The organism is Qipengyuania sp. HL-TH1 (genome assembly GCF_036365825.1).
Classification (GTDB): Bacteria; Pseudomonadota; Alphaproteobacteria; order Sphingomonadales; family Sphingomonadaceae; genus Qipengyuania; species Qipengyuania profunda.
Genome location: NZ_CP142675.1, coordinates 292,815 through 319,790, shown reverse-complemented (window position 1 = coordinate 319,790; position 26,976 = coordinate 292,815). Strand labels below are relative to the sequence as shown.

Below are 26,976 nucleotides of genomic sequence, written 5' to 3'. Positions count from 1 at the left end.
CCGCCCGCGATGAGCGAGATGGCCAAACTCACCCGCGGGAGCATTCGCGGCCATCTCGTCAGCCAGACGATGCCGATGATCTTCGGCGTCGCGGCGATCATGTCGGTCGGGCTGATCGATGCCTATTTCATCGGCCAGCTGGGCGCGCAGGAACTGGCGGCGGTCAGCTTCATCTTCCCCATCACCATCGCGCTTTCGAGCCTTGGCGTCGGCGTCATGGTGGGGATCAATTCGGTTATCGCCCGCGCGCTGGGCGAAGGCGATGTGCCGCGCGCGGAGCGGCGGGCGAATTTCGGCGCGGTCTTCGCGCTGGGCGCCGGGCTCGTCCTCGGGCTGGGGCTTTATCTGCTGCTCGATCCGCTGTTCCGGCTGATGCAGGCGTCGGAAAACCTGCTCCCGCTGATCGGCCAGTACATGCGCCCTTATGCGCTGGGGCTGCCGATCATGCTGCTGCAGATGGGGCTCAACGGCGTGCTGCGCGGACAGGGCGAGGCGCGCAAGACCAGCTATGTCTCGCTGACCTATTCGGTGGCCAATTGGATGCTCGATCCGATCCTGATCACCGGCGCATTCGGCATTGCCGGTTTCGGTATCGCCGGGGCCGCCTATGCTACGATTGCCGGGTTCTTCATCGCCATCCTCGTCGCGCTGTGGCTGATCCGCGGCGCGAAACTGCACATCCACCCCGCCGCGATCCGCGATTGCGATGTCGGCGCTTCGAGCAAGGCGATCCTCTCGGTCGCCGCGCCCGCCGCCTTTTCGAACGCGATCAATCCGATCGGCCTGTCGGTCCTCACCGCGCTGCTTGCCAACCAGGGCGAGGCCGCGGTGGCAGGTTTCGGTGCGGCCGGACGGCTGCAGAGTTTCGCGGTCGTGCCCTTGCTTGCCCTGTCGGGATCGATCGGCGCGATCGTTGGACAGAACTGGGGCGCGCGCCGCCCCGATCGGGCACGCTGGGCGATGTGGTGGTCGGGGCTGTTCTGCATCGGCTATGGCCTCGCAATCGCGCTGGTCCTGTTCTTTACCGGCGACTGGTTTGCCGACATCTTCACCGACGATCCCGCAGTGATCGAGGAATTCTCCCGCTATCTCGCGATTTCGGTGTGGGGCTATGCCGGTTTCGGCCTGCTGATCGTGGCCAATGGCGCGCTCAATGCCGTCGACAAGGCGGGCTTCGCCCTCGCGCAGAGCGCCGCGCGCGTGTTCCTGGTGATGCTGCCGTTCGGCTGGCTGCTGCGCGCATATTGGGGCTCGCCCGCGATTTATGCTGCCGAACTGGTCGCCAATCTCGCCGGCGGGGCGCTGGCCGCGTTCATCGTCTGGCGCGTGCTGCGCGCACCGTCCGAAAAGGGCGCCGCCGCCCAAACCAATAGTTAACCATCCTCGTCCATAGCCGTTCGCATCGTACGAGGGGCTTACAATGATGGATGACCTGCTGGCGGATTTCGTGGCCGAAACCCGCGAAATGCTGGAAGCGAGCGGCGGCGAGATCGTCGCCTGGGAAGCCGATCCTTCGGACAAGGCGCGGCTCGATACCATTTTCCGCTTCGTCCACACGGTGAAGGGCAATTGCGGCTTCTTCGATTTTCCGCGGCTGGAAAAGCTCAGCCACGCGGCCGAAGACACGCTGGCCGAATGCCGTTCCGGACGCCGCGAACCCGACCGCGCGCTGGTATCCGCCGTCCTCGCAATCATCGACCGCATCAGCGAGATGACCGATTCGATCGAAGCGGGCGAGGAATATCCCGAAGGCGGTGACGACCAGCTGATCGCCGCATTGCAGGCAGGCGCAACCATCGAAGTCACCGGCGGCGCATCGTCGCAGCCCCCTACCGAAACACCGGCCGCAGCAAGCGAGGAAGACGCCGCGCCGAAAGCCGCGCCCAATGCGGGTGTCCAGCGCTCCATCCGCCTGCCCACCGAATTGCTCGACGAAGTAATGAAGGGCGTGTCGGACATGGTCCTTGCGCGCAACGACCTTGCGCGCCGCCTGCGCGAAGCGGGCGAACAGCCGACCATCGATGGCCCATTCGATCGCCTCAGCGCGATCCTTGCCGATGTCCGCACCTCGATCACCCGCATGCGTATGCAGCGGCTCGAACATCTGTTCACCTCGCTGCCGCGGCTCGTGCGCGACCTGTCGAACGAGCTCGGCAAGCAGGTCATGGTCGATTTCGAAGGCGGCGAAGTCGAACTCGATCGCGAAATGGTCGAGATGGTCCGCGACCCGCTCACCCATATCATCCGCAATGCCATCGATCACGGGCTCGAAGGCCCGGGCGAACGCCTCAAATCGAACAAGCGCGAAATCGGGCTGCTCAAGTTTGCCGCGCGTCAGGCGGGCAACCAGATCACCCTGACCATCACCGACGACGGACGCGGGATCAACACCGATCGGCTCGCGGCCAAGGCCGTCGCGGCAGGCATCTACAGCCAGTCCGAAGTCGACAAGATGTCCGAACGGCGGCGGCATTACCTGATCTTCGAACCCGGCCTCTCGACCGCCGACCAGGTCAGCTCGGTATCGGGCCGCGGCGTGGGGATGGACGTGGTGCGCGCCAATATCGAACGCGTCGGCGGCTCGATCGACGTCGCCACCAAGCCGGGCGAAGGCACCAGCTTCTATCTCAAGCTGCCGCTCACGCTGAGCATCATCGCCGCGCTGACCGTGGGAAGCAGTGGGCCAGCGCTACGCGATCCCGCGCAGCTATGTCGAAGAAATCGTCTTCGGTTCGAGCGACCATGTCGACTTTGCCGAAGCGGGCGAACGCCAGCTGATGACCTTCCGCGGCAAACGTGTGCCCTGCCTCTCGCTCGGCGAGATTCTCGGCACCGAAACCAACCAGGACACCGACTGGCAGGACAAGACGCTCGTGCTCATCCGCCTTGCCAGCGAGGATGTCTTCGCGCTCGCGGTCGACCGGGTCTATGACCACGAAGACGTCGTGGTGAAACCGATCGCACCCGCAATCATGGAGACCCGGCTCTACGCCGGGACCACGCTGCTCGACGATGGCCGCCCGATGATGCTGCTCGACCTGCCGAGCATCGCCGAGCAGCGCCAGCTGGTGAATGAAATGCGCAGCTCGACCCGGGTGGACGAAGAAGAACAGGTCGAACGCCGCAAGACCCATCCGGTCATGCTCTTCACCGGCCTCGACGGGCGCCGCCGCGCGGTCCGTCTCGAACTGGTCCGCCGCATCGATACGATTGCGCGCGAAGCGATCGATATCGAGGGCGCCCGCGCCCAGGCAGTCATCGACGGGGCGATCTTCTCGCTCGTCGGCCAGGAATATGGCGACCTGCCCGAAGACAAGTGCCGCCTGCTGCGCCTGTCGGATGGCGAATGCGAAGTGGTCTATGCGGTGCGCGAGGTGCTCGACGCTGCCGATATGGATGGCGACATCATCCCCTCGCATGGCGATACTTCGGTCGAGGGCGTCACGCTGATCGGCGACCAGCCGGTCCCGGTGATCGACGGCCATGCGCTGTTCGCCAAGCACCACGCGCCGCGTCGCACCGAGCAACCGATGTCCTGCCGTCTGCCCGCCGATAGCGATTGGGCCCGGACCATTCTCGAACCGCTGGTCGAAGCTGCCGGTTACCGCGTTTCCACCGACGAAACCGAGGAAGCCGACGTCGCGATCGAACTCGCCGAAAACGCGCCCATGGCAAGCGGGCCGGCGCGCCGCGTGATCCGCCTGCGTCCCGAACCCGAATTACCCGAGACCGCGGACGACACCATTTATCGCTACGACCGCGACGCACTGCTCGACGCGCTCAAGCAAGCTCGCATGGGGAAGACAGCATGAACGAACTCCTGCTCATGTGTCTGATCGCCGGGCGCCGTGCGGCGATCCCCGCGATTCGCGTCCAGTCGGTGATCGAGATCGACGACATCACGCCCATCCCGGGCGTACCGTCCTTCATCCGCGGCCTGACCGCCTTGCGCAGCCAGGCGCTCACCGTAATCGATTGTCCGGTCGCGCTCGGCTTTACCGGCCGGCAGGATACCTCGGGACAGCGCGCCGCCGTGGTCGATGTCGAAGGGCATCTCTACGCGCTACTGGTCGATGAAGCCTATGATGTGGGCGAGGCACGGAGCGATCCGGTCGGGGTTCCCGGCGGCTTTGGCGAAGGCTGGCAGGCCGCCGCGCGCGGCATGGTCGAAACCGATGGCGGCCCGACCCTGCTGATCGATGTCGAAGCGCTGGTTTCAGGACCGATCGCGCAGGCGGCTTAAGCTAATAGTTACCTACTGACTCTACGAATTGCTGGGAAACACCAGAGGGTATTAGAATGAAATCTTGCCTTATCGTCGACGATTCGCGCGTCATCCGGAAGGTTTCGAGGCATATCCTCGAGACGCTGGGCTTCCATGTCGAGGAGGCCGAGAACGGCCAGGAAGGCCTCGACAAATGTGCCGAGGGGATGCCCGATGTGGTCCTGCTCGATTGGAACATGCCGGTGATGACCGGCATCGAATTCATCACCCAGCTGCGCCAGCGTGATGGCGGCGACAAGCCCAAGGTCGTGTTCTGCACGACCGAGAACGATGTCGCGCATATTCGCGAAGCGATCAGCGCGGGCGCCGACGAATATGTGATGAAGCCGTTCGACCACGAAACATTGCAGATCAAGCTCCAGCTTGTCGGCATGGCCTGAGGAGGCGTGACATGGGCGCGCTTCTCCGTTCCGAACCCGTAGCTTCCGACCCCTCCAACCCCACTTGCGCCGATCCGGTGCGGGTGATGATCGTCGACGATTCGCTGACCGTGCGCACGGTGTTCACGCGCATGATCGGGCTTGAAACCGACATGGAAATCGTCGCGACCTCCAACACGGCGGAAAGTGGGCTTAGCGAGCTGGCTTCGGTCACTGCCGACGTCATGCTGCTCGACCTTGAGATGCCCGGCATGGGCGGGCTCGAGGCGCTGCCCAAGATCATGGAAGTCGCACCCGAGACCAAGGTGCTTGTCATCTCCTCGCTCACCGCCGACGGCGCGGAAGCGACCGTCAAGGCACTTTCCCTGGGTGCCGCCGACACGATGCTCAAGCCGCGTCCGGGCGGTTTCAACGACGATTACAAGTCGACCCTGCTGGGCAAGATCCGCGCGCTCAAGGGCATTGCGCCCGACGCGAACTCCGCCTCCCCCGCTATCAAGGGATTCGGCAAGCCGCCCCAGATCGTCGCCATCGGCGCCTCGACCGGCGGGATTCATGCGCTCAACCTGTTCCTCGCCCAGGTACCGAAGAATTTCGACCTGCCGATCCTGGTGACGCAGCATCTTCCGCCCAGCTTCATCCCCGTGTTCGCCCAGCAGATGGAAATGGCTGCCAAACGGCCTGCGATCCTCGCCGACGAAGGCGTGCGGATCGAACGCGGCAAGATCTATATCGCGCCCGGCCACGGCCATATGGTGGTGCGCAAATCGGGCGGCTTTCACACCCTCGGGCTCGCCTATCATCCGGTGAAGAGCGGCTGCATGCCCTCGGTCGATCCGATGTTCGACACGCTGGCCGAAGCCTATGACGGGCATGTCGCCGGCGTCCTGCTGTCGGGCATGGGCCGCGACGGTAGCGATGGCGCCCAGTCGATCGTATCGGCGGGCGGAACGATCTTCGCCCAAAACGCCGAAACCTGTGCTGTCTGGGGCATGCCCCGCGCCGTGACCGAACTGGGACAGGCGGCTGCCGTTCTGCCCCCGGCCGAACTCGCCGACGAGTTGCTCGCGAGCGCGGGAGCCGACGCATGGCGGTAGACGACGCTTCGCATCGCATCATCGGTGAACTTCTTGCACAGCGTACAGGACAGCAATTGACGGAAGGGCGCCGCTGGCGTGTCTCGAGTGCGCTGTCCGGCCTGTTCCGCGAATTCGAGATCGAGAATGTCGACCAGCTTGCCTGCATGCTGGAACGCCCCAGCGAGCAGCAGTTGGCGACCAGGGTGGTCGAGGCCCTGCTCAACAATGAGACCTATTTCTTTCGCGACAATGCCTATTTCTCGGTGCTCGCCAACCAGGTCCTGCCCGACCTTGCGCGCAAGCGCGAAGCACGCAAGCGGCTGACGATCTGGTCGGCCGGCTGCTCGACCGGACAGGAAGCGCTGAGCCTGGCGATGATCTTCGCCGAACAGCCTGCCCGCTGGGCCGACTGGACGATCGAGATCCTCGGGACCGATGTGTCGAGCAAGGCGATCGATACCGCGCGCGACGGGCTTTATACCCAGTTCGAAATCCAGCGCGGGATCAGTGTCGCGCAGATGCTGAACTTCTTCGTCGAGGACAAGGGCCACTGGCAGGCGACCGACAGGATCCGCGCGATGACCCGCTTCCAGCAGCACAACATCCTCGACTTTCCGCCCTCGCCGGGTCGGTTCGACCTGGTGATGTGCCGCAATGTCCTGCTCTATTTCGATCCGCAGACCCGTGCGACCGCTTTCGACCGGCTCGCCAGTGGAATTGCGGCCGATGGCTGGCTGATGCTCGGCGCGGGTGAAACGGTGGTCGGGCAGACCGAAAGGTTCAAGCCAGCCGAATTCGGATCGTCGCTTTATGCGCCAATTCACGAGGACACGTCCTTGGCCGCCGCACCGCGCCAGCGGGCCGCCGGGTTCTGACTTCACCCGGCGAAGCTTCGCCAAGGTAAACCGCTGATTTACCCTTATTTAGCGAATGAACTCTAAGTCACTGCAAGGATCGTAATAAGAGGCGCGTGTTGAGGGATGACGGTGGGCTCGTACCAGTCTGACGAATGCGGCGGCACGCGGACGATCATCTTCGGTCCGATGGCTGCGCTCGTGGGCATTTTCATCCTGACCTGGCTGGTCGCGCTGGCCAATCGTCACCTCGACTTCAGCTCGCCGTCGGTCATTCTCGGCTTCGGCGCACTGGCGTCCAGCGTCGCAACCGCCATCTGCGCCTATCTCGGAGTGCGCTACCTGCGCCGCGTCGATCAGCTCTCACGCAGCGACAGCCTCACCCTGCTGCCCAATCGCCGCGCGCTGCATTTCGATATCCAGCAGGAATACCGGCAGGGCCATGAAGTCGCGCTGGCGATGATCGATCTCGATGGCTTCAAGCAGATCAACGACCATTACGGGCATTTCGTCGGGGACGCCGCGATCCGCGAATGCGCCGAAATCTTCCTACAGGTCAGCGATGGCGAGGCGACAATCTATCGCCTTGGCGGCGACGAATATGCAATGATGATCGGCGGACCGGTCGCCGGAACGCTGCTCGAAGGATTGTGCCGCCGGATCATCGACCGGCTGACCAAGCCCATCCATGTCGAGGACCGCCGGCTGACACTGGGGGCCAGTATCGGTCTCGCTCGCCGGACCATGCAGGACGACGTGCCCTCCTCCGAATTGCTCCGCCGTGCGGACATTGCGATGTATGCCGCCAAACAGGGCGGCAAGATGCGTTGCACCTGGTTCAACACCAGCTTCGACCGCAGCCGCGAACAGCTTAAGGAAATGGATGACGAGCTGCGCCACGCGCTCGCCAATGACGAGTTCCGCGTACACTACCAGCCGCTGGTCGACAGCAATACGCGCGAGATCGTGGCGGTCGAATGCCTGCTGCGCTGGGCGCGTCCCGACGGCAAGGAACTGGGGCCCAACGTGTTCATCCCAGTCGCCGAACAGAGCGGGCTGATCAATGCGATCGGCTTGTGGGTCATGCGCCAGGCCTGCTGCGATGCGCTCGCGTGGGACGACATCACCTTGTCGGTCAACATTTCCGCGGCGCAATTGCGCAATCCCGAATTTCCGATCCAGCTGGGGCATATCCTCGAGGAAACCGGCTTCGATGCCCACCGCCTCGAACTAGAGATTACCGAGACCTGCCTCGTGCTCGACCCGGTGGTCGCGGAGCGCAGCCTGGCGGTCATCCGCAGCTTCGGGGTCAAGATCTCGCTCGACGATTTCGGCACCGGTTATGCATCGATCGGTTTCCTGCGCCAGTTCCGCTTCGAAAAGCTCAAGCTCGACCGCAGCCTGGTGGTCCAGGCGAGCGAGGACGACGGCAGCCGCGCGATGATGCTTTCCAGCATCACGGTGGCACGCGCCATGAAAATGGCAGTCACCGCTGAAGGCGTCGAAACCGAAGAACAGGCCGCGATGGTCCGCGCCGCAGGGTGCGACCAGATCCAGGGCTGGCTCTATTTCAAAGCCATGCCGCCCGAGGAAATCGGGCAGCATCTGGGCAAGCCGATCGCGCTCGCCCGCAAATCCAAGAACAAGGGAACCAAGGTCGCATGAGCGCGCTTGATGACATGGTCAACGGCATGGTTGCCGAACACGAAATTTCTTCGCCCGGTACTGTACCCGAAAGCCCGGCCTATCCGCACCCGGCCGGCAGCGCGCCGGACGAGGAAGTCGCGAGCGGCTGGAAAGGCTGGCTGTCCAACCGCTCGGTCGGCGAGAAGCTGCAGAGCATTTCGCACGCCAATATCGCCGTGGTGCTGCTGTGCCTGACCGCCACCTGTCTCGGCGGGTATTTCGCGCTGGAAGCGCGCACCGAACGCATGGCGATCACTGCCGCGGCCGTGTCAGCCGAACGGATGGTGGCAGATACCAATGAAGGCCGGCTGTTCGTGCAGCGCTATGCCGTCTCGGGCGAGCGTAGCGATCTGGTCGCCGCGCAGGATGCATTCAACGACACCGACCGGGCACTGAGCGCGCTCGAGGGCCAGGTGACCGATGTCGCCCCCTCGGTGCTGCCGCAGATCGACCAGCTCGACGCAATGCTCGCCCGGATGCGCCTGCGCATCGATGCTGCGCAAAGTTCGCGCGGCACGCAGGAGCAGTGGCAGGAATTCTCCGACAGCGTGTATTTCGAAGGACAGGATTTCGTCGATCTCGCCATCACCTCGCGTGAGGAAATCGAGCGGATCGGCGAAGAGTCGGACGCCGAGTCACAGGGAATGGTGATGTGGATGTTCGCCGCCTTCTTCATGGTCGCCGCGATCGGCATTGCGATCGCGATGCTGAGCGCGCGTTACCTCGGCCGTGATGTGTCGACCACGCTGCACCGCATGACCCATGTCGCCACGCGCCTCGCCAATGGCGAGAAGGACATGCATATCCCCGCGACCGGCCGCTATGACGAGATCGGCGATCTGGCCCGCGCACTGGAGGTTTTCCTCCAGCGCGCCTGGCAGCTGGAAAAGCTGTCGCAGGAACGCGAGGCCGAACGCCGCGAGCGTGGGCAGGATATGGTCCGCTTCGCCGAACGCTTCGAAACCACTGTCGGCGAAGTCGTCAACGGCGTGGCCTCGGCCTCGGCGCAGCTTCGGGTCACCGCCGGATCGATGGCCACCGCCGCCGAGCAAGCTTCGACCAAGACGTCGAACGTCACGGTTTCGATGGAGCAGGCTTCCAACGGGGTTACCGCAGCCGCGGCAGCCTCGGACGAATTCGCCATGTCGATCAACGAGATCAGCCGCCAAGCTTCGCATTCGGCCAACCTTGCGCGCAAGGCCACCGATGCCGCGAGCGGAGCCGATGAAACGATTTCCGCGCTGGCCAGCTCGGCCGAACAGGTCGGCCAGATCGTCGAGCTCATCCAGTCGATCGCGCAGCGCACCAATTTGCTCGCGCTCAATGCCTCGATCGAGGCCGCGCGTGGCGGCGAAGCCGGACGCGGGTTTGCCGTCGTCGCCAGCGAAGTGAAGGAACTGGCCGCGCAGACCAGCCGGGCGACCGAAGAGATCGCCGACCAGATCCGCGCGATGCAGGATTCGACCGGTGCCAGCGTCGGCGCGCTGCGGTCGATCGCAGGCCAGATCAAGGAACTCGAGACCACCGCCACATCGATCGCCAGCGCGGTCGACCAGCAATCGGTCGCCGGGCAGGATCTGGCGCGCAGCATCGATCTGGCTGCGCGCTCGACCGATGAGGTGTCGACCAATATCGGGCAGGTCCGCGAAACCAGCCTCGCGACCGGTGCGGCGGCGAGCCAGGTGCTCAATTCCTCGACCGAATTGGAAGCGCAGGCCGGCACACTCAAATCGCAGGTCGCGCAGTTCCTCCAGCTCATCCGGGCAGCTTAACGCGATCTCAAGCATTCCCCCTTAGGGTTGATGCAGCCTTAAGAGGGGGATGCTTGGGGATGAACGCGCATAGTTCGATTATAGCGGACGACTTGGCCAGCGAAATCGCGGAAGTCGAAATCGCCGATGCCATGGATGGTGAAGAGCTGACCGGCGTGAGTGGCTGGTTCATGCGGCGAACGCTCGCAGCCAAGGTCAGGATCGCTTCGGTCTTCTCGCTCGGCGGGTTGGCCGCGATCACCACCTTCGCCCAACTGGGCTTCTTCTTTCCATCTTTCGCCCCGACCGCGCAGGTGCTGACGCTGGTCGTCGCCGGAATATCGCTGCTCGTCGGGTTCGCCAGCATGCACTTCGTGCTGCGGCACATCGTCGAGCCCTTCATCACGCTCAAGGACGGCATGGCGCGCCTCGCGCAGGGCGAACGCGACATCGAAGTGCCCGACACGCACCGGCAGGACGAGATCGGCGACCTTGCGCGCTCGCTCTCGGTGTTCCTGCGCTCGGGGCACAAGCTCGACGAGCTCTTTGCCGGGCGCAAGAAGGCCTCTGCCGAGCGCAAGGCCGAACTGATCCGCATGGCCAACGATTTCGAGGGCGGCGTGAGCGATGTCGTCAGCGGCGTGGCCACGGCGGCCAGCCAGCTCAATTCGACCGCTTCGGGGATGGCCGCGATTGCCGACCAGGCGGCCGACCAGTCCAACCAGGTCACCGCATCGATGGAGCAGGCCAGCGGCGGGGTTACCGCAGCGGCTGCCGCATCGGACGAATTCGCCATGTCGATCGGCGAGATCAGTCGTCAGGCCTCGCATTCCGCCGAACTCGCACGCAAGGCGACCGATGCCGCCAATGGCGCCGATGTCACCATTTCCGCACTGGCCAGCTCGGCCGAGCAGGTCGGCCAGATCGTCGAACTGATCCAGTCGATCGCCCAGCGGACCAATCTGCTCGCGCTCAATGCCTCGATCGAGGCCGCACGGGGCGGCGAAGCGGGGCGCGGCTTTGCCGTTGTCGCCAGCGAAGTGAAGGAACTGGCTGCGCAGACCAGCCGCGCGACGCAGGAAGTCGCCGAGCAGATCCGCGCGATGCAGGATTCCACCGGTGCCAGCGTCGGCGCGCTGCGTTCGATCGCCGGGCAGGTGAAGGAACTGGAATCGACCGCCATCTCGATCGCCAGTGCGGTCGACCAGCAATCGGTCGCCGGCCAGGATCTGGCGCGCAGCATCGATGTGGCGGCACGCTCGACCGAGGAGGTTTCGGCCAATATCGGTCAGGTCCGCGAGACCAGCCTCGCGGCGGGCGCCGCTGCCAGCCAGGTGCTCAATTCAGCTTCCGAACTCGAAGGCCAGGCAGGCGCGCTCAAGAGCCGCGTCGATGCTTTCCTGAACCATATTCGCGCAGCCTGACCGCGGCTGGACAGGCGCCGAAACAGGCGGCGCGGGATCGTTTCCCGCGCCGCCATTTTTTTGGGCTCACTCCCACCAATAGGGCAGGCGCCGGGCAGAACCGGTCTCGACCTCGTTCATGGTGCGGGCATCGTACAGCCGCCCACCCAGCATGACGCGATCGATCTTATCCGAATTGCGGATGTTCTCGCTCGGGTCGGCGGACAGGACGAGCAGGTCGGCGAGCTTGCCCACTTCGAGGCTGCCGATATCGCGGTCCATGCCCAGCGAACGGGCGGATTCGATCGTCCCGGCACGCAGCGCCTCGACCGCGGTCATTCCGCCGCGGGCAAAGCTCCACAGTTCCCAATGCGCGGCGACCCCGGCCTGCTGGCCATGCGCGCCGATGCTGACCTTGACCCCGCGCTCGGCGAGCTTTTTCGCCTCGCGCGCGGCTTCATCGTCGACGAAAGCCCAATCGGGGGCGGTCACGCGGCGTGCGGTCTGCGCAATCAGCTGGCGCGGCGGGGTGTGGACCATCAGCGGGTTGTCGAACACGTCGGTCGCCTGCCGCCAATAGGGATCGCCGGCGAGACCGCCATAGGTCACCACCAGTGTCGGTGTGTAGTTCGACTGCGATCCCTGCCAGAACTGCAACACGTCCTCGTAGAAGACCTCGCCCGGGACATTGTGCTCGATGGTCGAATTGCCATCGGCGATCAGGTTCATGTCCATGCCGAACAGCGAGCCGCCCTCGGCCACCACGAGCATGTTTTCCGCGCGTGCGGCGGCGACCACCTGCTGGCGTTGGTCGCGCCGGGGCTGGTTGTAGTTCTTGATCGAAATCCCGCCCTGCGCCTTGATCCGCTGGATATGCGCCAAGGCGTCGTCATAGCTGTCGATCCGTGCATAGACGCTGGGCGCCTTGGCGCCGTAAACGATCTCCGCAGTCGAGAAGATGCGCGGGGCGAGCAATTGCCCCGCCTGCTGCCGCTCCGAAGCCGAGAAGATCATGCTCGCGCTCGAGGAGGGATCATGCAGCGTCGTCGTGCCCATCGCGAGGTTCTGCACCAGCGACCAGTTCTGCTGCGGGACCAGATCGCCGACGCCTTGCGGGCCATGCGCATGCGCATCGACCAGGCCGGGCATGATCGTCTTGCCGCCGGCATCGATCACCGTCGCGCCCTGCGGGACCGTGACGCTCGACGCGGGGCCGATCGCCGCGATCCGGTTACCCGTGATGACGATGGTGCCATTGGCGATTTCGCCTGCGCCCTCGCCCGCCATGGTGAGGATTTTCGCGCCGGTGATGGCGACCGTGCCGCGCGGCTTGTCGGCCGCGATGGTACGTTCGAGCGAGGTACCGCTGGTCGGCGGGACGAACTTGGGCGCGTCCTTGTCCTTGGGCGCGTTGGCGAACATCGATGCCACGCTGGCACGATAGAGCACCGGCCCCATCGTCCAGGTCAGCATGTCGCCATCCTGCGTCCAGCCGATGTAATCCGCCCCGCCCTTAGACGCGCGCACGACCGGCAGCGAACTCGCCTTTTCGCCCACGGTTACCGCCTGCCCGCCGGGCATCAGCGGCGTGGCGAAGACTTCGTAATTCTCGCGGAAAGCGACGAAATCGCCGCGCGGGCTGACGTGGTATTCGGTCGCCAGCTCGCCTTCGGCATGGACCTGCCGCGCCTCGCCATCGAGATCGGCGCTGAGCAGCTGGAGCTTGCCGTCCTTGCGCCCGAGCATGAACACGCGGTCGCTCGACGCGCCGAACTGCGGGTTCGAGGTATCGCGGGCAACCAGCTGCGCCGCCCCGCCACTCGCGCTGACACGGTAGATGCCCTCGTTCTCCGAATATTCGGGTGCGGTCAGATACCCGCCCGAGCGCTTTTCGAAGACGATGGTCGAGCCATCGGGCGAAAACCGGGGCTGGGCGTAATGCCCGGGCATGCGGGTGACCGCACGCGCGCCCGAACCGTTGGCATTGGCGCTCATCACCTGGCCAAGCCCGTCATCGGTCCAGCGGATATAGGTGATCCGGCGTCCGTCGCGCGACCAGGACGGCCAGAGCTCGAGCGCTGCATCGCTAGCCGAAGTCAGCCGCCGCGCAGTGCCCCCTGCAACCGGCTTTGCATAGAGCTTGCCGAGGCTTTCGAACACCACGGTGCGGCCATCGGGCGAAACGCTGGCGAAGCGCGGAATTTTGGCGGTGAAGCTGTCGGGCGCGACCGGGATGACCGGATGCGGCGCATCGGCCACGCCGCGCGTATCGTTGACGCTGAAAGGAATCACGCTGTCGCCGCTGCCATCGGCCGCCACGAGGCGCAGCTTGCCCCCGGCCCAGAGGACCAGCGCATTGCCATCGGGCGTCCAGTCGATCAGCGGGTAGAACCCGTGGACTGCCCAGGTTTCCTGCATGTCCATGTCGAGATCGCCGTAGATCATGCGCTGCTCGCCGCTGGCGAGGTCCTTGATCCACAGCTCGGTCTGGTCCTTGTCGCGGCGGATGAACGCCAGGCTCTTGCCGTCGGGCGATGGCTGCGGGCGGACCGCACCGCCAAAGCCGCTGACCGCCGTGGTGACTTCACCCGTCGCCAGGTCATAGCGTTCGATGGCGAAGGTGCCCTGCGTCGAATCCTGCGCATATTCGAAGATCGGACCCGAGGTGACGTTGCGCGAATAATAGACTGCGCCGCCATCGGGCGAATAGACCGGTTCGCCCAGCTCCTTCTGCAGCGTGTCGCTGGCGCGCGCGACCAGCTTGACGCCGCCGCCGCCCGATACATGGTAGAGCCAGATCTCGCCGGTACCGAGCGACCGCTGGGTAGTGAAATGCTTCTTGGCGACGATGTAATTGCCATCGGGCGACCAGCTTGCCTGGTTGAGCAGGCGGAAATCTTCCTTGGTCAGTTGGCGCTTGTCCGACCCGTCGGCATTCATGATCCAGATATTGTCGCCGCCGCCGCGGTCGCTGGTGAAGGCGATCCGCTGCCCGTCGGGCGAGAAACGCGGCTGCACTTCCCATGCCAGTCCTTCGGCGATCCGCGTGGGCGCGCCGCCCGTGATCGGCATGGTGTAGACATCGCCCAGCAGTGAGAAGGCGAGCATCCGGCCGTCGGGCGAGACATCGACATCCATCCACGTGCCTTCGTCGGTGCGGATCGGCACTTGCCGGATCGTTGCTCCGCGCGGCGCGGTGACATCCCATTTCTCGGCTTCGCCGTCGTCGGCGCCCGGATTGGCAGTCGCCGGGGCAGCGTCGACCGTCATGCCGCTGCCTTCGGCGGGACCACTTTCTGCCGAGGCGTCGACCTCCTGCTCCTCGACCGGATTGGGGCTCGGCTCGGGATCCTGCGCATAGGCCGCCTGGCTGGCGAAGAGAACGGCAAGGACGGAGGCAATACTGGTTTTCATGGCTATCTCTTTCAAACGAACAGGCAAGGTCAGCGCACGCTCGCGCGCTCGACAAGATGGACCGCGACGCGCCGCTCGGGACGCTCCGCTTCGGAGGCAAGCGCGGTTTCGACCAGCAATCTGCCGGCCAGCGCAAAATCGGGTTCGACAGTGGTCAGCGGCGGCGCGCTGAAGGCACCCGATCCCAGCCCGTCGAAGCCGATCACGGCAACATCGTCGGGGACCGAAATCCCGCGCGCGGCGAGTTCTTCGAGCGCGCCCAGCGCCATGGCATCGCAGGCGAAAAACAGCCCGTCGAAACGCGCGCCGCTATCGACCATCTGCGCAGTGGCATTGCGGCCCTGTGACACGCGGTCCTCGCCCGCGCTCACCACCGCCTCGCCCGGTGTCAGGCCGGCGGCTTCCATGGCGCTGCGATACCCCTCGTACCGCTCGCGGAACTGGCGCTGGGAAGAGGTTGGATCGCCGACGAAGACGATGTGCTTCGCCCCGCCCTGCACCAGCCGTTCGACCGCCAGCTGTCCGCCCGCGCGATTGTCCGAGCGAACCCAGACGCTGTCGTCGAAGGGCGAGCCCCAGAAGGCCATGCGCGGCGCTTCTTCGGCGCAAGTGCGGAAATAGTCCCACGCGGCTTCATTGGTTGCGGTGCCGATGACCACCACGCCATCGGCATGGCGCCGTGCGACATAATGGCCGAAGAATTGTTCGGGCTTGGCCTGGAACGAAACCAGCGCTTCATAGCCGGCCTCGGCGGCGGCGGCGCAGGTGCTGCCCAGCAGGCTGTAATAGAACGGATTGATCGCGGTCGGTCCCTCCCCGTCGCGGCCGATGACGACAATCGCGATGGTTCCGGTCTCGCCCCGGCGCAGCCCCGCGGCGCGGGCATTGACCTGATAGCCGAGTTCCGCGGCAGCGCGCTCGACGCGGCTGCGGGTCGCTTCGGTAATCGTCTCCGATCCCGCCAGCGCGCGGCTCACGGTTGACTGGCTTACTCCCGCCCGCTCGGCCACGTCGATCGATGTAACCCGCCGCGGCTCGGGCTTGTCGCTACTGGACATGCTCTGACGGCTCTCCCTTTGCGGCTGCCCTACCGCAGGCTTTTGCCGAAAGCGAGAGCGAAGCGCCATGCTGCGGGCCCCGCGCGTGGGCGCGGTTAGGTTGCGTGCTGCAACTGAGGCTGGCGCTACGCCGCAGTCTGGGTTACGTTCTCGTCTCTTGGGAGAGAACAATGAAGAATACGGCGACCGATTTCGACGTGATGATCGTAGGTGCGGGGATTTCCGGCATCGGCATGGCGGCGCATATGAAGGAAAAGACGCCGGACCATGGCTTCGTCATCGTCGAACGCCGCGAGAATCTGGGCGGGACCTGGGACCTGTTCCGCTATCCCGGCATCCGCTCGGACAGCGACATGCATACGCTGGGCTTCGATTTCGAACCGTGGAAGCACGAAAAATCGATCGCCGATGGCCCCGCCATCCTCGATTATCTCGACGACATCGTCGACGAGCGCGACATCCGCAAGCACATCCGCTTCGGGCACAAGGTGATCGCCGCCGACTGGCGCGAGAGCGAGGCGCGCTGGCATGTCACGCTGGAGACCAGCGAAGGCGAGCGCAAGCATTTGACCGCCAATTGGCTCTATCTCGGATCGGGCTATTACGATTACGACGAGGCCTATGATCCGGGCTTCGATTTCGGCGAGTTCGAAGGCACGGTGATCCACCCGCAGTTCTGGCCGCGGGACCTCGATTATACCGGCAAGAATGTCGTCGTGATCGGTTCGGGCGCGACCGCCGTCACCATCGTCCCGTCGATGAGCGACAAGGCGGCCAAGGTGACGATGCTGCAACGCACGCCGACCTGGATGTTCAGCCGCCCGGCCAAGGACGCCATGGCCAATTTCCTGCGCAAGATCCTGCCCGAGAAGGTCGCCTACCGGATCACCCGGTGGAAGAATATCACGCTGCAGGACATCGGCTTCAAGCGCGCGCGCACCAAGCCGCAGAAGATGGGCGAGGCGCTGCACAAGCGCATCCGCAAGTCGCTGGGCGAGGATTGCGATCTGGCGCCCTTCACCCCGCCCTACAATCCATGGGACCAGCGGCTCTGCCTCGTCCCCGACGACGATCTGTTCAAAGCGCTGAAGAGCGGCAAGGCCGATATCGTCACCGGGCATATCAAGGCCTTCGAAAAGGGCGGTGTGCGGCTGACCGACGACCAGTTCATCCCCGCCGATATCGTGGTCACCGCGACCGGTCTCAAGCTGGCGGTGGCGGGCAAGATCGCGCTGTCGAAGGAAGGCCAGCCGATCGATCTGTCCAAGCACTTCTATTACAAGGGCTGCATGTTCTCGAACGTGCCCAACCTGGCAGTGGTGTTCGGCTATCTCAACGCCAGCTGGACGCTGCGTGCGGACATCAATTCGGATTATGTCTGCCGCGTTTTGAACACCAGCAGGAAGCGCGGGGTCGACGTGACCGAGCCGATCCTGACCGCGCAGGCCGAGGCCGCGATCGAGGAGGACGACATCTTCGATTTCTCCTCCGGCTATATCCAGCGCGGCAAGGCGATCATGCCGCGCAATGCGGTGGCCTATCCCTGGCGGCTCAACCAGGAATATGTCAGCGATCGCAAGCGCATGAAGGACGACCCCGTCGATGACGGCGTGCTCGAATTTCGCCGTCACGGGGCCAATGCCCGCGGCGCCGATGAGCAGCTCGAAGCAGCGGAGTAGCTTTCGCCCGCCAACCGCGTTACGCCAGCCGTCATGACCGAACGCATCTACACTGCCGGCCTCGTCGTGATCGGCGACGAGATCCTCTCCGGCCGCACGCATGACAAGAACATCGCGCAGATCGCCAGCTGGCTGCAGGTACAGGGCATCCGCCTGTCCGAGGTCCGCGTGGTGCCCGATGTCATCGAGCGGATCGTCGAGGCGGTGAATGCGCTGCGCGAGAGCTACGACTATCTCTTCACCACCGGCGGGATCGGCCCGACGCATGACGACATCACCGTCGATGCAGTGGCCGCGGCACTGGGCGTCCCCGTAGTCGTCCATCCCGAGGCGAAGGCGATGCTGGAACGCTATTACGCCAGCATCGACAAGGAACTGACCGAAGCGCGGTTGCGGATGGCCCGTGTCCCTGAAGGGGGCGAGCTGATCCCCAACCGCATGTCGGGCGCACCCGGGATCAAGCTGGGCAATATCCATCTGATGGCCGGGGTGCCGCATATCACCGCGGGCATGCTCGATGCGCTGACCGGCACGCTGGAAGGGGGCGCTCCGCTCCTGTCCGAAACCGTCGGCTGCTGGACACCCGAAAGCGAGGTCGCCGATATCCTGCGGCAGGTCGAAAAGTCCCACCAGGACTGCCAGATCGGCAGCTATCCGTTTTTCCGCGAAGGCCGCGTCGGCGCCAATTTCGTCGTCCGCTCGACCAGTGCGGAAAACCTCAAGAGCTGCGTCGACAGCCTGTGCGACGGGCTTGCCACCGCCGGGTTCGACTTCACCCCCGGCGGCATCTGACCGGATCGAACGGTCATCGCGCTGCTGCCGGGTGCATGCTAGGGTGTCGCCGATGACCGCGGTCTACATCACCATCGATACCGAGTATTCGGCGGGGCTGGCCATCCGGCTGGGGCTGCATGCGCGCGAGGCGGTATATGCCCGGTCGATCGCCGGCCACACCGCCGATGGCGCGGTAGGTATCGAGCATCAGATGGAAGTGATGGATGCGCATGGGATCAAGGGCGTGTTCTTCGTCGACCCGATGCCCGCGCTGGTCTGGGGCACCAAGTCGATCGCCGAAGTGGTCGAGCCGATCCTGGCGCGGGGTCACGACGTGCAATTGCATCTTCATCCGGAATGGATGGAAATCGCCGGGGACGCCAATCCGCTGAATGGCCGAACCGGGCGCAATCTGCACGATTTCACCGAGGACGAGCAGGTCGAACTGCTCGAACTGGCACGCGAATATCTGATGCAGGCAGGGGCGCCTGCCCCCACCGCCTTTCGCGCGGGGAATTACGGTGCCGACGACGCAACGCTGCGCGCTCTGCACCGGGTCGGCATTCGCTACGACAGCAGCCATGTGCCGGGGATTGCCGGGTCGGACTGCCGCATCGGCCTTACCTCCGCCGACCGCGAGGTGGTGCGCCGCGAGGGAACGATCGAGGCGCCGGTCGGGTCAATCCGCAGTTTTCGCGGCCAGCGCCATGCGCAGATCACTGCGCTGTCGCATTGGGAAATGGCCGCCGCGCTGCGCTTCTGCGTGCGCGAGGGCGTGGCGATGTTCAATATCGTCAGTCACAGTTTCGAGCTGATGAGCCGAGACCGCCGCCGCGCCAATGCCATCGTGCGCGGCCGGTTCGCCAGGTTCTGCGAGACCGTTGCCGCGACCCCCGGCGCGCATGGTGCCACTTTCACCAGCCGCCCGCCGCAGATCGGCGATGGCACCGGCGCGGCAGGCATGCCGCACAGCGAAATCCGCAGCGCGGCGCGGGTCGCCGAACAATTGGCCTCCAACGCATTGTACGGGGCATCGTGAGCGACGGTTCGATGCACTCCTACCGGATACCCTTCTTCATTGGTTCGCGCCGCCTGCTCACGGTCGAACGCGATGTCGCCACGCTGGCCTTCTCGCTCAGGGATATCCTCTCCGAGCGGACCCCGGCGGTGCCGTCGCTCAACAATGTCGAGGGTTTGCGCGTACTGTCCGCCCCGCAAGCAGGCGAAGCGCGGCTGCGCGAGGCGCTGCCGGGCTTCCTGATCGGCGGGCGCGAGGAATATGCGCGCAGCTATATCGACATGGCGCGCGGCTATGACCAATACTTCGCGCGGTTCTCGGGCAAGACCCGGAACACGCTGCGGCGCAAGCGGCGCAAGTTCGAAGAAGCTTCGGGTGGCGAACTCGACCTGCGCACCTATCACTCGCCCGATGAAATGGACGAGTTCGTCCGGCTGGCGCTGCCGCTGTCGCAGCGTACCTACCAGGCGCGGCTGCTCGATGCGGGCCTGCCCGAAAGCGAAGCCGCCCGCGCCGAAATGCGCGAACTTGCTTGGCAGGATCGCGTGCGCGCCTTCCTGCTGTTCCTCGATGGAAAGCCGGTCGCCTATCTTTATCTGCCGATCGAACGCGACACGCTGGTCTATGCGCATCTGGGCCACGATCCCGACCATGGCGGCCTGTCACCCGGTACCGTGCTCCAGCTCGCGGCGCTCGAAACTCTGTTTGCCGAGAACCGCTTTCGCTATTTCGATTTCACCGAGGGCGAAGGCGCGCACAAGGCGCTGTTCCGGACCGATAGCGTCCGCTGCGCCAGTTTCCTGATGCTGCGCCCGAGCTGGATCAACCGGACGTTGCTCACCGGTCTGGAAGCGTTCGACCGGACGGTCGCGACGGGCAAACGGGTCGCGCAGCAGACCGGCGCGGAGACCGCGCTGCGGCGATTCCTGCGTTAGAGGTCGATGTCCTTCTGCGGACGTTCGGCCACTTCTTCGCGCAGTTCGCGCGCGCCGCGCTCGGCCGCGCGATCGACCGACCTGGAGGTCTTGCGATTGCGCAGCCACGCATAGACGAGCGCTGCGAGAAGTAGGATCGGGCCAAGGACGGTGGCGACGGGAAGAATGGCTTCCATGGAAAATCTCCTGCGTATCTTGCCCCATCAACGCCCCAGCACCGCGATCTTTCCGATCGCCCATGCAAAAGGGCCGGCAGGTCTGCACCCGCCGGCCCTTTCGGAAATCTATTCGGCCGTAGGAAGGCGCAGCGTTCCCGCTGCCATCGCTACGGGCGTAAAAGCGTCAGGCGCCTTCGACTTCGGCGAGGTCGACCTTGAGGCCGGGACCCATCGACGACGTCAGCGTGATCTTCTGGACATACTTGCCCTTGGATCCCGACGGCTTCGCCTTGACGATCGCATCGGTCATCGCCTTGAAGTTCGCCTTCAGGTCTTCGTCCTTGAACGACAGCTTGCCGATGCCCGAGTGGATGATGCCCTGCTTCTCGACGCGGAATTCGACCTGGCCGCCCTTGGCGTCCTTCACGGCCTGTTCCACGTTCGGGGTCACGGTGCCCAGCTTCGGGTTCGGCATCAGGCCCTTGGGGCCCAGCAGCTTACCGAGACGGCCGACGACACCCATCATGTCCGGCGTGGCGATCACGCGGTCATAATCGAGATTGCCGTTCTGCATGTCTTCCATGAGGTCTTCGGCACCGACCTTGTCGGCTCCGGCAGCAAGAGCCTTGTCGGCATTGTCGCCCTTGGCGAAGACGGCAACCTTGACGTCCTTGCCGGTACCGCTCGGAAGCGACACCATGCCGCGGACCATCTGGTCGGCGTGGCGCGGGTCGACGCCGAGGTTCATCGCGACTTCGACGGTCTCGTCGAACTTCGCCTTGTATTCGCGCAGCGTGGCGATGGCCTCGTCCACGCTGTAGAGCTTCTCGCTGTCGAGCTTGGCGACAGTCTGCTGCTTCTTGGTCTGCTTTGCCATGGTCTTAGCCCTCCACCACGTCGAGGCCCATCGAACGCGCGCTGCCTTCGATGATCTTGGTGGCCTGTTCGATGTCGTTCGCGTTCAGATCCTTCATCTTCTGCTCGGCGATTTCGGTCAGCGCCGAACGCTTGATCGATCCGGCAGAAACCTTGCCCGGCTCCTTCGAGCCCGACTTGAGCTTGGCGGCCTTCTTGATCAGGAAGCTGGCCGGCGGGCTCTTGGTGGTGAAGCTGAACGAACGGTCGGCATAGACCGTGATCGTGGTCGGGATCGGCATGCCCTTTTCCAAGCCGTCGGTGGCGGCATTGAAGGCTTTGCAGAATTCCATGATGTTCACGCCGCGCTGACCCAGCGCAGGGCCGATGGGCGGCGAGGGATTGGCGGTGCCGGCAGGCACCTGCAGCTTGATATAGCCGTCGATCTTCTTGGCCATGAATGGCCTCCTTTCTCACTGTTGCCGCGGCACTTTCGAACCGCGGCTCATGGTAAGCGGTCCAGCGGTCCGCCTTGGCGAACCTCCCGCACGGGTTTCCCGAGGATGACTTGGGAAGGCGCGCACATAGCGATCTGGCCCCCAAATGCAAGCGATTCGCCGCCTCGGGGGCGTTCAAGAGCGGGTATAAGGGAGGTGCCCAACTATCGCGCCGCGCCCACCATGCTACCACAAGTTCCCGCTAGTGGAGCACACATGCAGAACTTCATCGAAATCTGGCAATATATGCCGCATGGCATGTGCCTGCTGTGGCAACCCTGGCTGGTGGCATTGTGGGCCGGCAGCGACCTGCTGATCTTCCTGTCCTATACCGCCATTCCCTTCGCGCTGCTGACGGTGCTGCGCAAGCGCAAGGACATTCCCTTTTCCGGCCTCGTGGTGCTGTTCGCGAGCTTCATCCTGCTGTGCGGCCTCACTCATCTGATGGGTATCGTCACGCTGTGGTATCCGATCTATCCTTGGGTCGGAATGCTGAAGCTGGCGACCGGCCTCGTGTCGGCAGCCACTGCAGTGGTCCTGTTCCGGCTGATCCCGACACTGACTGCGCTGCCCTCGCCCGCGCAGCTGGCCGAAGCCAACCAGCAGCTCGAGGCGGAAGCCGCCGCCCATGACGCGACGCTGGCCAAGCTGGAAGAACTCGTCAGCGAGCGAACCGAGGAATTGCGCGTGGCCAATGCGAATCTCGCCGTCCAGGCGCGCGAAGCAGTGCACCGTAGCGCCAATCTGCTCTCGGTCGTCACCTCGCTCACCCGGCAGACGGCACGCGGGCACGAGCGGACCGACGAATTCGTCGATACGCTGCTGGGCCGCATCCATTCGCTGGCCCGCGCCACCTCGACCGTTATCCGCGGGGACGACAACTATTCGGGCGACCTTGCGACGATCGTCAAACTGCAGCTCGAACCCGTCCTGCTGACCTATGGCGAGCGGATCGACATCCAGGGTCCGCCCACGCAGATCATCAGCGAAGCGGCGCAGCAGATTTCGCTCGCGATCCACGAACTGGCGACCAATGCCCAGAAATACAGCTTCGCGCGCGATCCCGGTGCACGGGTGGCAATCGCCTGGACGGTCGAGGATCGCGACGGAAGCCAGCTGTTCACGCTGACCTGGCGCGAGGACCTTCCCGGCGGCGGCACAGCCGAAGAACCGTCTGCGGAACAGGCCGGGTTCGGTACCACGCTGCTGACGCGGATCGTCCCGCGGGTGCTGCGCGGGACCGCGGTGCGCACGCTGGCCGACGGCAAACTCGAATACCGTCTCGAAGCGCCCGCGTCCGCCGTGCTGGCCGACCCTGCCGATACCGCAGCGGCCGCGCTCGCCGCGCGGCTCGTCGACGAGAATTTCGACGACGACTAGTCCGCAATCCCGGCGCAGCACGCGGCGCGCCGGTCGGACGGGGTGCGCCCCTGATCGACCTGCGTTCGCGCGGCGCGCCATAATCGTCTATGGCTATGGATCATGAGCAAAGCTCTGACCTCGATCGCTGTTGCCGCGCTGCTGAGCATGGCTTCCGCCTCTTCCGCCCAGGACCCGTCAGCGGCAACCGTGCGCATGCCCGAACTGCCGTCTGCCGAGTTCGACGAGACGCTGGCCATCGGCGGCGAGGAAATCGGCGCGCGCAAGCTGCGCAGCCGGATGACCGTCGATGTCATGGTCAACGGCACGGGCCCGCACAAATTCGTCGTCGACAGCGGGGCGGACAGCTCGGTGGTGGGCGAAAGGCTGGCCGGGCGGCTCGCCATGCCCGCCGGTTCCCCGGCGATGCTACACGGTGTGACCGAGAGCAAGCTGGTCGACCGCGTATGGGTCGACGAGATCGTGCTCGGCCCCACGACGACGACCGATCTCGAACTGCCGGTACTGGACGAACGCGACCTCGGCGGAGACGGAATGATCGGGCTCGACGCGCTGGTCGAACAACGCCTGCTGCTCGACTTCGAGAAACGCCATATCAGCGTGGACGACGGCTTCACCCCCGAACCGGTCATGGACGGCGTGATCGTGGTGCGCGGCCGCCTGCAGCGGGGCCAATTGATCCTGACCGAAGTCAAGGTCGGCCGGCAGACGGTCGAGGCCGTGGTCGATACCGGGTCGGAGATCACCATCGGGAACCGGGCGCTGCGGAACCGGCTGGCGCTGAAACGCGCGGGCAATTTCAGCAAGATCAAGGTCTATGGCGTCACCGGCAAGGAGATGGAGATCGACTTCATGCTGGTGAAGGAGATGAAGCTCGGCCCGATCATGCTGCGCAATGTACCGATCGCCTTTGCGGATATTCCGCCGTTCGCGGTCTTCGGGCTGGAGGACAAGCCCGCGCTGCTGCTGGGCACCGATCTGATGGAGAACTTCCGCCGGGTGTCGCTCGATTTCAAGGACCGCAAGGTGCGTTTCCAGTTGAAGAAGTGCAAAGCCACTTCGCTGGTCCTGCGCACTACCACGATCGCGTCGCGCCTGCGCGCGGACCGGTCGACCGCGTGCAGCTGACCCGCGCAACCGATATTGCACCGCCGCCGCAGCGCGCTTAAAGGCGCGGCCGATGGAAGGCGTGCGCTCAACCAACGCGATCTGGCTGTTGCTGGCGGCAACGCTGTTCCTGCGCGCGCTGGTCCCCGCCGGGTGGATGCCCGATACGGCCAGCGGCGGCGACGTGATCGTGGCCAAGATGTGCAATTCATCGATGGTGGTCACCATCCCGCTCGGCCGCGACCCCGCGCCCGGTGACAGCACCGCGCATCAAAGCGAAACCTGCCTGTTCGCGGGGTTCGCGGGCGATGCTCCGCTGGCATCCGCCGGCCTCGCGCTGGTGGCTGCGCCGCCGGTCGAGCAGCAACCCGTCGCCGTCCTCGCGGCGCTGCTGCTGCAGCGCACCGCCTTCCTGCTGCCGCCCGGTCGCGGACCTCCTGTCGCCGTCTGACCGGCGTTTCCCGTCGTCTTGGGGAGCGCCGCAATCTCGGCACACCCATTTCACGACAGGAATATACAATGAAACACGCTTTTGCGCGCGCCGTTCTGGCGTCGCTGCCGCCGCTCGCCGCCTATCCCGCCTATGCGCAGCAGACCCCAGAGGGTCCGCCCGCAGCGGAAGAACCGATCGTCGTCACGCCGGTGGCGGTCTATCCCGCCGCCGGGCTGATGAACGGGCATACCCATGACGGGGGCGAGTTCATGATCGGGCTGCGCTACACCCGCAACAGCTATTCGGGCGCCAACCAGTCGGGCACCGATCCCGTGTCCAATGCCGAAGTGCTTGCTGCAGGCTACACCGTCGCGGCGAGCGAAATGAACATGGACATGGTCATGCTCGACCTGATGTATGCCCCCAACGACACGCTCACCTTCATGGTCATGCCGCACTGGATGCGCCACGAAATGACCATGGTCGGGATCGATCCGGCCAATACCGGCATGCCGATGGGCGGCATGGCGATGGACGATATGGACCATGGTCACCACGGGCTCGCCTTCGGCCAGAGCATGACCCATTCGACCCAGGGCTTCGGCGATACGCTGGTTTCGGTGAGCTATCGCCTCGCCAACGCGCCGGGGCTCAAGGCGCATGCGACGCTGGGCGTCTGGGCCCCGACGGGCAAGGTCGACCGCAAGAACGCCGACGGCACTTTCGCGCACTACATGATGCAGTCGGGCAGCGGGACATGGGACATCGAGCCCGTAGTGACCGTAACCGGGCAGTCGGGAATGATCGGCTATGGCGCACAGACAAGCTATCGCTGGCGCACCGATGATGCGAATGAAAGCGGCTTTGCCTTCGGCGACAAGGCGCAGGCGAGCGGCTGGGTCAGCTATCTGGTGGATAGCGGTTTCAGCCTGGCCAGCCGCCTGACGTGGGAGCACGAGGGGCAGATCCTCGGCCATTACAACGGCCCGCACAACCATCGCACCCCGTCCGACATCCCGGCCAATTACGGCGGCGACACGGTGCTGGCCGGCTTCGGGGCGAATATCGCGCTACCCGTAAGGGGGCGTCATCGTCCGCAGGTCGGGATGGAAGTCGGCGTGCCGCTCTACCAGGACCTCAACGGCATCCAATTGCCCGAGGATTGGCGCGCTTCACTCTCGCTGAGCCAAACCTTCTGAAACAGGCCAGCCCTGCCCGGTTTGCCCGGGCAGGGCCCCAGTGGGCATCGGGACCGCATTAATCGCGCCCGTTTGGCCCATATGGGACATTATCGCCCCCTCCGGTCCCCGCTAGGCGGCACGAACCAGTCAATCAGCGGATCGTGCCCGATGAAACATCTTTTGATAACAGCAGCCTCGCTGACCATTGCCGCGGTCGGCCTGGCCGCGGTTCCGGCCGAAGCCGGGCCGTTCGACAAGCTCAAGAAGGCCGTCAAGAAGGTCGAGAAGACCGCCGAGGATGCCAATGACGTCGTCGATACGGTCGATGATGCGCAGCGCACCAATGGCCGCAGCCTGCTCGGCGCGGCTGCGAGTAGCCGCACCGTCGCCACCGCAACCGGCGGCGCGGGCCGCGCCGGTCCGGTGCCTGCCAAATACGCCTCGCTCACCCAATGTGCCGGGCTGCCGATCGACAATGCCTTCATCGGCAAGTGGGGCGATTATACTTTCCAGAAAGGCCTGTCGCAGGAGTCGCGCAGCGGCGTGATCGACCGCGAGCCGGTCAGCGCCAGCAACGGCTGTTTCATGCCAAGCATGGGCAGCGGCGACGTGCTGTACATGGAGGTCCCTGCCAAACAATGGGCTGCCATGAAGGGCAGCTGGAAAATGCAGTGCGTGGACATGGCCACCGGGCAGAACGCCCACCCCTCGGCATTGCCCAGCTGGAGCAATGTCTCGGGCAAGGACATCATGCTGCACACCGGCAATTCGCTGGGTTACACCCCGACCGCTTCGGGCAGCAATGCGAGCCGTTCGGGGGCTTGGGATGCGGATCTGGAACGGCGCGGCATGCATATGCTCGGCTTCAACATGCCCAATCTGCACACCGACAAGGGCACCGATTTCTATTGCCAATATTACAACGAGGCGTCGGGCAAGAGCGTCGTCGCCTTCGCCTACCGCAGAAGCGCCACCATGCGCTGAGTCATGCCGGGTCTGGAACAGCTCTGCTCACGTCCCATGGCGATCTCGAGCATCCAGGCCGGTTA

23 protein-coding genes and 1 pseudogene are annotated in these 26,976 nt (G+C 64.8%); 19 read left to right on the top strand and 5 right to left on the bottom strand.

Going from position 1 to position 26,976, the window contains the following annotated elements:
- The first annotated feature begins 9 nt into the window (after window positions 1-9).
- From VWN43_RS02095 to VWN43_RS02050, 10 genes and pseudogenes are all read left to right on the top strand, one after another.
- Window positions 10-1,377, top strand: a complete 1,368-nt coding sequence (locus VWN43_RS02095) for an MATE family efflux transporter (protein WP_320180846.1) — start codon at window positions 10-12, stop codon at window positions 1,375-1,377.
- Window positions 1,378-1,420: 43 nt separating this feature from the next.
- Window positions 1,421-2,584: pseudogene (locus VWN43_RS02090) on the top strand (chemotaxis protein CheA); the annotation flags it as partial.
- A gap of 94 nt (window positions 2,585-2,678) precedes the next feature.
- On the top strand, window positions 2,679-3,812 hold the full coding sequence (locus tag VWN43_RS02085) for a chemotaxis protein CheW (RefSeq protein ID WP_330768025.1): 1,134 nt from the start codon (window positions 2,679-2,681) through the stop codon (window positions 3,810-3,812).
- Window positions 3,809-4,243 (top strand): chemotaxis protein CheW, encoded by a 435-nt coding sequence (locus VWN43_RS02080; RefSeq protein ID WP_253519095.1) that lies wholly within the window; start codon window positions 3,809-3,811, stop codon window positions 4,241-4,243. The genes VWN43_RS02085 and VWN43_RS02080 overlap by 4 nt, the downstream gene beginning before the upstream one ends.
- Window positions 4,244-4,299: 56 nt before the next feature.
- On the top strand, window positions 4,300-4,665 hold the full coding sequence (locus VWN43_RS02075; protein WP_263606091.1) for a response regulator: 366 nt from the start codon (window positions 4,300-4,302) through the stop codon (window positions 4,663-4,665).
- Between the two features lie 11 nt (window positions 4,666-4,676).
- On the top strand, window positions 4,677-5,762 hold the full coding sequence (cheB, locus tag VWN43_RS02070; protein ID WP_253519103.1) for a chemotaxis-specific protein-glutamate methyltransferase CheB: 1,086 nt from the start codon (window positions 4,677-4,679) through the stop codon (window positions 5,760-5,762).
- Entirely contained in the window at window positions 5,753-6,619 is an 867-nt protein-coding gene (locus VWN43_RS02065) for a CheR family methyltransferase (RefSeq protein ID WP_253519106.1), read from the top strand. Before cheB ends, VWN43_RS02065 begins: the two co-directional genes overlap by 10 nt.
- 105 nt (window positions 6,620-6,724) lie before the next feature.
- Window positions 6,725-8,263: a putative bifunctional diguanylate cyclase/phosphodiesterase gene (locus VWN43_RS02060; protein WP_320180848.1), complete on the top strand. Its 1,539-nt coding sequence runs from the start codon at window positions 6,725-6,727 to the stop codon at window positions 8,261-8,263.
- Entirely contained in the window at window positions 8,260-10,056 is a 1,797-nt protein-coding gene (locus VWN43_RS02055; protein ID WP_320180849.1) for a methyl-accepting chemotaxis protein, read from the top strand. The genes VWN43_RS02060 and VWN43_RS02055 overlap by 4 nt, the downstream gene beginning before the upstream one ends.
- Window positions 10,057-10,148: 92 nt before the next feature.
- The gene (locus tag VWN43_RS02050; protein WP_320180850.1) at window positions 10,149-11,459 is read left to right on the top strand and encodes a methyl-accepting chemotaxis protein; all 1,311 of its coding nucleotides are present in this window, start codon (window positions 10,149-10,151) and stop codon (window positions 11,457-11,459) included.
- 66 nt (window positions 11,460-11,525) lie between these two features.
- On the opposite strand, the gene VWN43_RS02045 is transcribed toward VWN43_RS02050, so the two are convergent.
- Complete coding sequence (locus VWN43_RS02045; protein ID WP_320180851.1) at window positions 11,526-14,852, bottom strand: amidohydrolase family protein; 3,327 nt, start codon at window positions 14,850-14,852, stop codon at window positions 11,526-11,528.
- A gap of 29 nt (window positions 14,853-14,881) precedes the next feature.
- Window positions 14,882-15,910 carry a LacI family DNA-binding transcriptional regulator gene (locus VWN43_RS02040; RefSeq protein WP_320180852.1) on the bottom strand — a complete coding sequence of 343 codons (1,029 nt, stop codon included), beginning with the start codon at window positions 15,908-15,910 and terminating at the stop codon, window positions 14,882-14,884.
- A 170-nt stretch (window positions 15,911-16,080) separates the two neighbouring features.
- Between VWN43_RS02040 and VWN43_RS02035 the strand changes: the two genes are divergently transcribed.
- The 4 genes from VWN43_RS02035 to VWN43_RS02020 are packed head-to-tail and all read left to right on the top strand — an operon-like array spanning window position 16,081 to window position 20,316.
- Window positions 16,081-17,589 (top strand): flavin-containing monooxygenase, encoded by a 1,509-nt coding sequence (locus VWN43_RS02035; protein ID WP_320180853.1) that lies wholly within the window; start codon window positions 16,081-16,083, stop codon window positions 17,587-17,589.
- A gap of 33 nt (window positions 17,590-17,622) precedes the next feature.
- Window positions 17,623-18,381: a competence/damage-inducible protein A gene (locus VWN43_RS02030; RefSeq protein WP_320180854.1), complete on the top strand. Its 759-nt coding sequence runs from the start codon at window positions 17,623-17,625 to the stop codon at window positions 18,379-18,381.
- A 52-nt stretch (window positions 18,382-18,433) separates the two neighbouring features.
- On the top strand, window positions 18,434-19,402 hold the full coding sequence (locus tag VWN43_RS02025; protein WP_320180855.1) for a polysaccharide deacetylase family protein: 969 nt from the start codon (window positions 18,434-18,436) through the stop codon (window positions 19,400-19,402).
- Window positions 19,399-20,316 carry a GNAT family N-acetyltransferase gene (locus VWN43_RS02020; RefSeq protein WP_320180856.1) on the top strand — a complete coding sequence of 306 codons (918 nt, stop codon included), beginning with the start codon at window positions 19,399-19,401 and terminating at the stop codon, window positions 20,314-20,316. The genes VWN43_RS02025 and VWN43_RS02020 overlap by 4 nt, the downstream gene beginning before the upstream one ends.
- Here VWN43_RS02020 and VWN43_RS02015 read toward each other — a convergent pair.
- From VWN43_RS02015 to rplK, 3 genes are all read right to left on the bottom strand, one after another.
- The gene (locus VWN43_RS02015) at window positions 20,313-20,492 is read right to left on the bottom strand and encodes a hypothetical protein (protein WP_253519189.1); all 180 of its coding nucleotides are present in this window, start codon (window positions 20,490-20,492) and stop codon (window positions 20,313-20,315) included. The two genes, VWN43_RS02020 and VWN43_RS02015, sit on opposite strands and share 4 nt — an antisense overlap.
- Before the next feature lie 166 nt (window positions 20,493-20,658).
- Window positions 20,659-21,351: a 50S ribosomal protein L1 gene (gene rplA / locus VWN43_RS02010; protein WP_253519206.1), complete on the bottom strand. Its 693-nt coding sequence runs from the start codon at window positions 21,349-21,351 to the stop codon at window positions 20,659-20,661.
- Window positions 21,352-21,355: 4 nt separating this feature from the next.
- The gene (gene rplK, locus VWN43_RS02005) at window positions 21,356-21,787 is read right to left on the bottom strand and encodes a 50S ribosomal protein L11 (protein WP_067462399.1); all 432 of its coding nucleotides are present in this window, start codon (window positions 21,785-21,787) and stop codon (window positions 21,356-21,358) included.
- Window positions 21,788-22,042: 255 nt separating this feature from the next.
- Between rplK and VWN43_RS02000 the strand changes: the two genes are divergently transcribed.
- From VWN43_RS02000 to VWN43_RS01980, 5 genes are all read left to right on the top strand, one after another.
- A complete protein-coding gene (locus tag VWN43_RS02000; protein ID WP_253519210.1) occupies window positions 22,043-23,206 on the top strand; it encodes a sensor histidine kinase in 1,164 nt (387 codons plus the stop codon).
- A 102-nt stretch (window positions 23,207-23,308) separates the two neighbouring features.
- Window positions 23,309-24,334: a retroviral-like aspartic protease family protein gene (locus VWN43_RS01995; protein ID WP_320180857.1), complete on the top strand. Its 1,026-nt coding sequence runs from the start codon at window positions 23,309-23,311 to the stop codon at window positions 24,332-24,334.
- A gap of 52 nt (window positions 24,335-24,386) precedes the next feature.
- Entirely contained in the window at window positions 24,387-24,764 is a 378-nt protein-coding gene (locus tag VWN43_RS01990; RefSeq protein WP_320180858.1) for a hypothetical protein, read from the top strand.
- A gap of 68 nt (window positions 24,765-24,832) precedes the next feature.
- Complete coding sequence (locus tag VWN43_RS01985; protein WP_320180859.1) at window positions 24,833-25,945, top strand: transporter family protein; 1,113 nt, start codon at window positions 24,833-24,835, stop codon at window positions 25,943-25,945.
- Between the two features lie 150 nt (window positions 25,946-26,095).
- Window positions 26,096-26,911 (top strand): hypothetical protein, encoded by an 816-nt coding sequence (locus tag VWN43_RS01980; protein WP_320180860.1) that lies wholly within the window; start codon window positions 26,096-26,098, stop codon window positions 26,909-26,911.
- Window positions 26,912-26,976 lie beyond the last annotated feature (65 nt).

Coding starts and splice junctions, on each gene's coding strand:
- VWN43_RS02095 (WP_320180846.1), top strand. CDS start 10: ATGAGCGAGATGGCCAAACTCACCCGCGGGAGCATTCGCGGCCATCTC.
- VWN43_RS02080 (WP_253519095.1), top strand. CDS start 3,809: ATGAACGAACTCCTGCTCATGTGTCTGATCGCCGGGCGCCGTGCGGCG.
- VWN43_RS02075 (WP_263606091.1), top strand. CDS start 4,300: ATGAAATCTTGCCTTATCGTCGACGATTCGCGCGTCATCCGGAAGGTT.
- cheB (WP_253519103.1), top strand. CDS start 4,677: ATGGGCGCGCTTCTCCGTTCCGAACCCGTAGCTTCCGACCCCTCCAAC.
- VWN43_RS02065 (WP_253519106.1), top strand. CDS start 5,753: ATGGCGGTAGACGACGCTTCGCATCGCATCATCGGTGAACTTCTTGCA.
- VWN43_RS02060 (WP_320180848.1), top strand. CDS start 6,725: ATGACGGTGGGCTCGTACCAGTCTGACGAATGCGGCGGCACGCGGACG.
- VWN43_RS02055 (WP_320180849.1), top strand. CDS start 8,260: ATGAGCGCGCTTGATGACATGGTCAACGGCATGGTTGCCGAACACGAA.
- VWN43_RS02045 (WP_320180851.1), bottom strand. CDS start 14,852: ATGAAAACCAGTATTGCCTCCGTCCTTGCCGTTCTCTTCGCCAGCCAG.
- VWN43_RS02040 (WP_320180852.1), bottom strand. CDS start 15,910: ATGTCCAGTAGCGACAAGCCCGAGCCGCGGCGGGTTACATCGATCGAC.
- VWN43_RS02035 (WP_320180853.1), top strand. CDS start 16,081: ATGAAGAATACGGCGACCGATTTCGACGTGATGATCGTAGGTGCGGGG.
- VWN43_RS02030 (WP_320180854.1), top strand. CDS start 17,623: ATGACCGAACGCATCTACACTGCCGGCCTCGTCGTGATCGGCGACGAG.
- VWN43_RS02025 (WP_320180855.1), top strand. CDS start 18,434: ATGACCGCGGTCTACATCACCATCGATACCGAGTATTCGGCGGGGCTG.
- VWN43_RS02015 (WP_253519189.1), bottom strand. CDS start 20,492: ATGGAAGCCATTCTTCCCGTCGCCACCGTCCTTGGCCCGATCCTACTT.
- rplA (WP_253519206.1), bottom strand. CDS start 21,351: ATGGCAAAGCAGACCAAGAAGCAGCAGACTGTCGCCAAGCTCGACAGC.
- rplK (WP_067462399.1), bottom strand. CDS start 21,787: ATGGCCAAGAAGATCGACGGCTATATCAAGCTGCAGGTGCCTGCCGGC.
- VWN43_RS02000 (WP_253519210.1), top strand. CDS start 22,043: ATGCAGAACTTCATCGAAATCTGGCAATATATGCCGCATGGCATGTGC.
- VWN43_RS01995 (WP_320180857.1), top strand. CDS start 23,309: ATGAGCAAAGCTCTGACCTCGATCGCTGTTGCCGCGCTGCTGAGCATG.
- VWN43_RS01990 (WP_320180858.1), top strand. CDS start 24,387: ATGGAAGGCGTGCGCTCAACCAACGCGATCTGGCTGTTGCTGGCGGCA.
- VWN43_RS01985 (WP_320180859.1), top strand. CDS start 24,833: ATGAAACACGCTTTTGCGCGCGCCGTTCTGGCGTCGCTGCCGCCGCTC.
- VWN43_RS01980 (WP_320180860.1), top strand. CDS start 26,096: ATGAAACATCTTTTGATAACAGCAGCCTCGCTGACCATTGCCGCGGTC.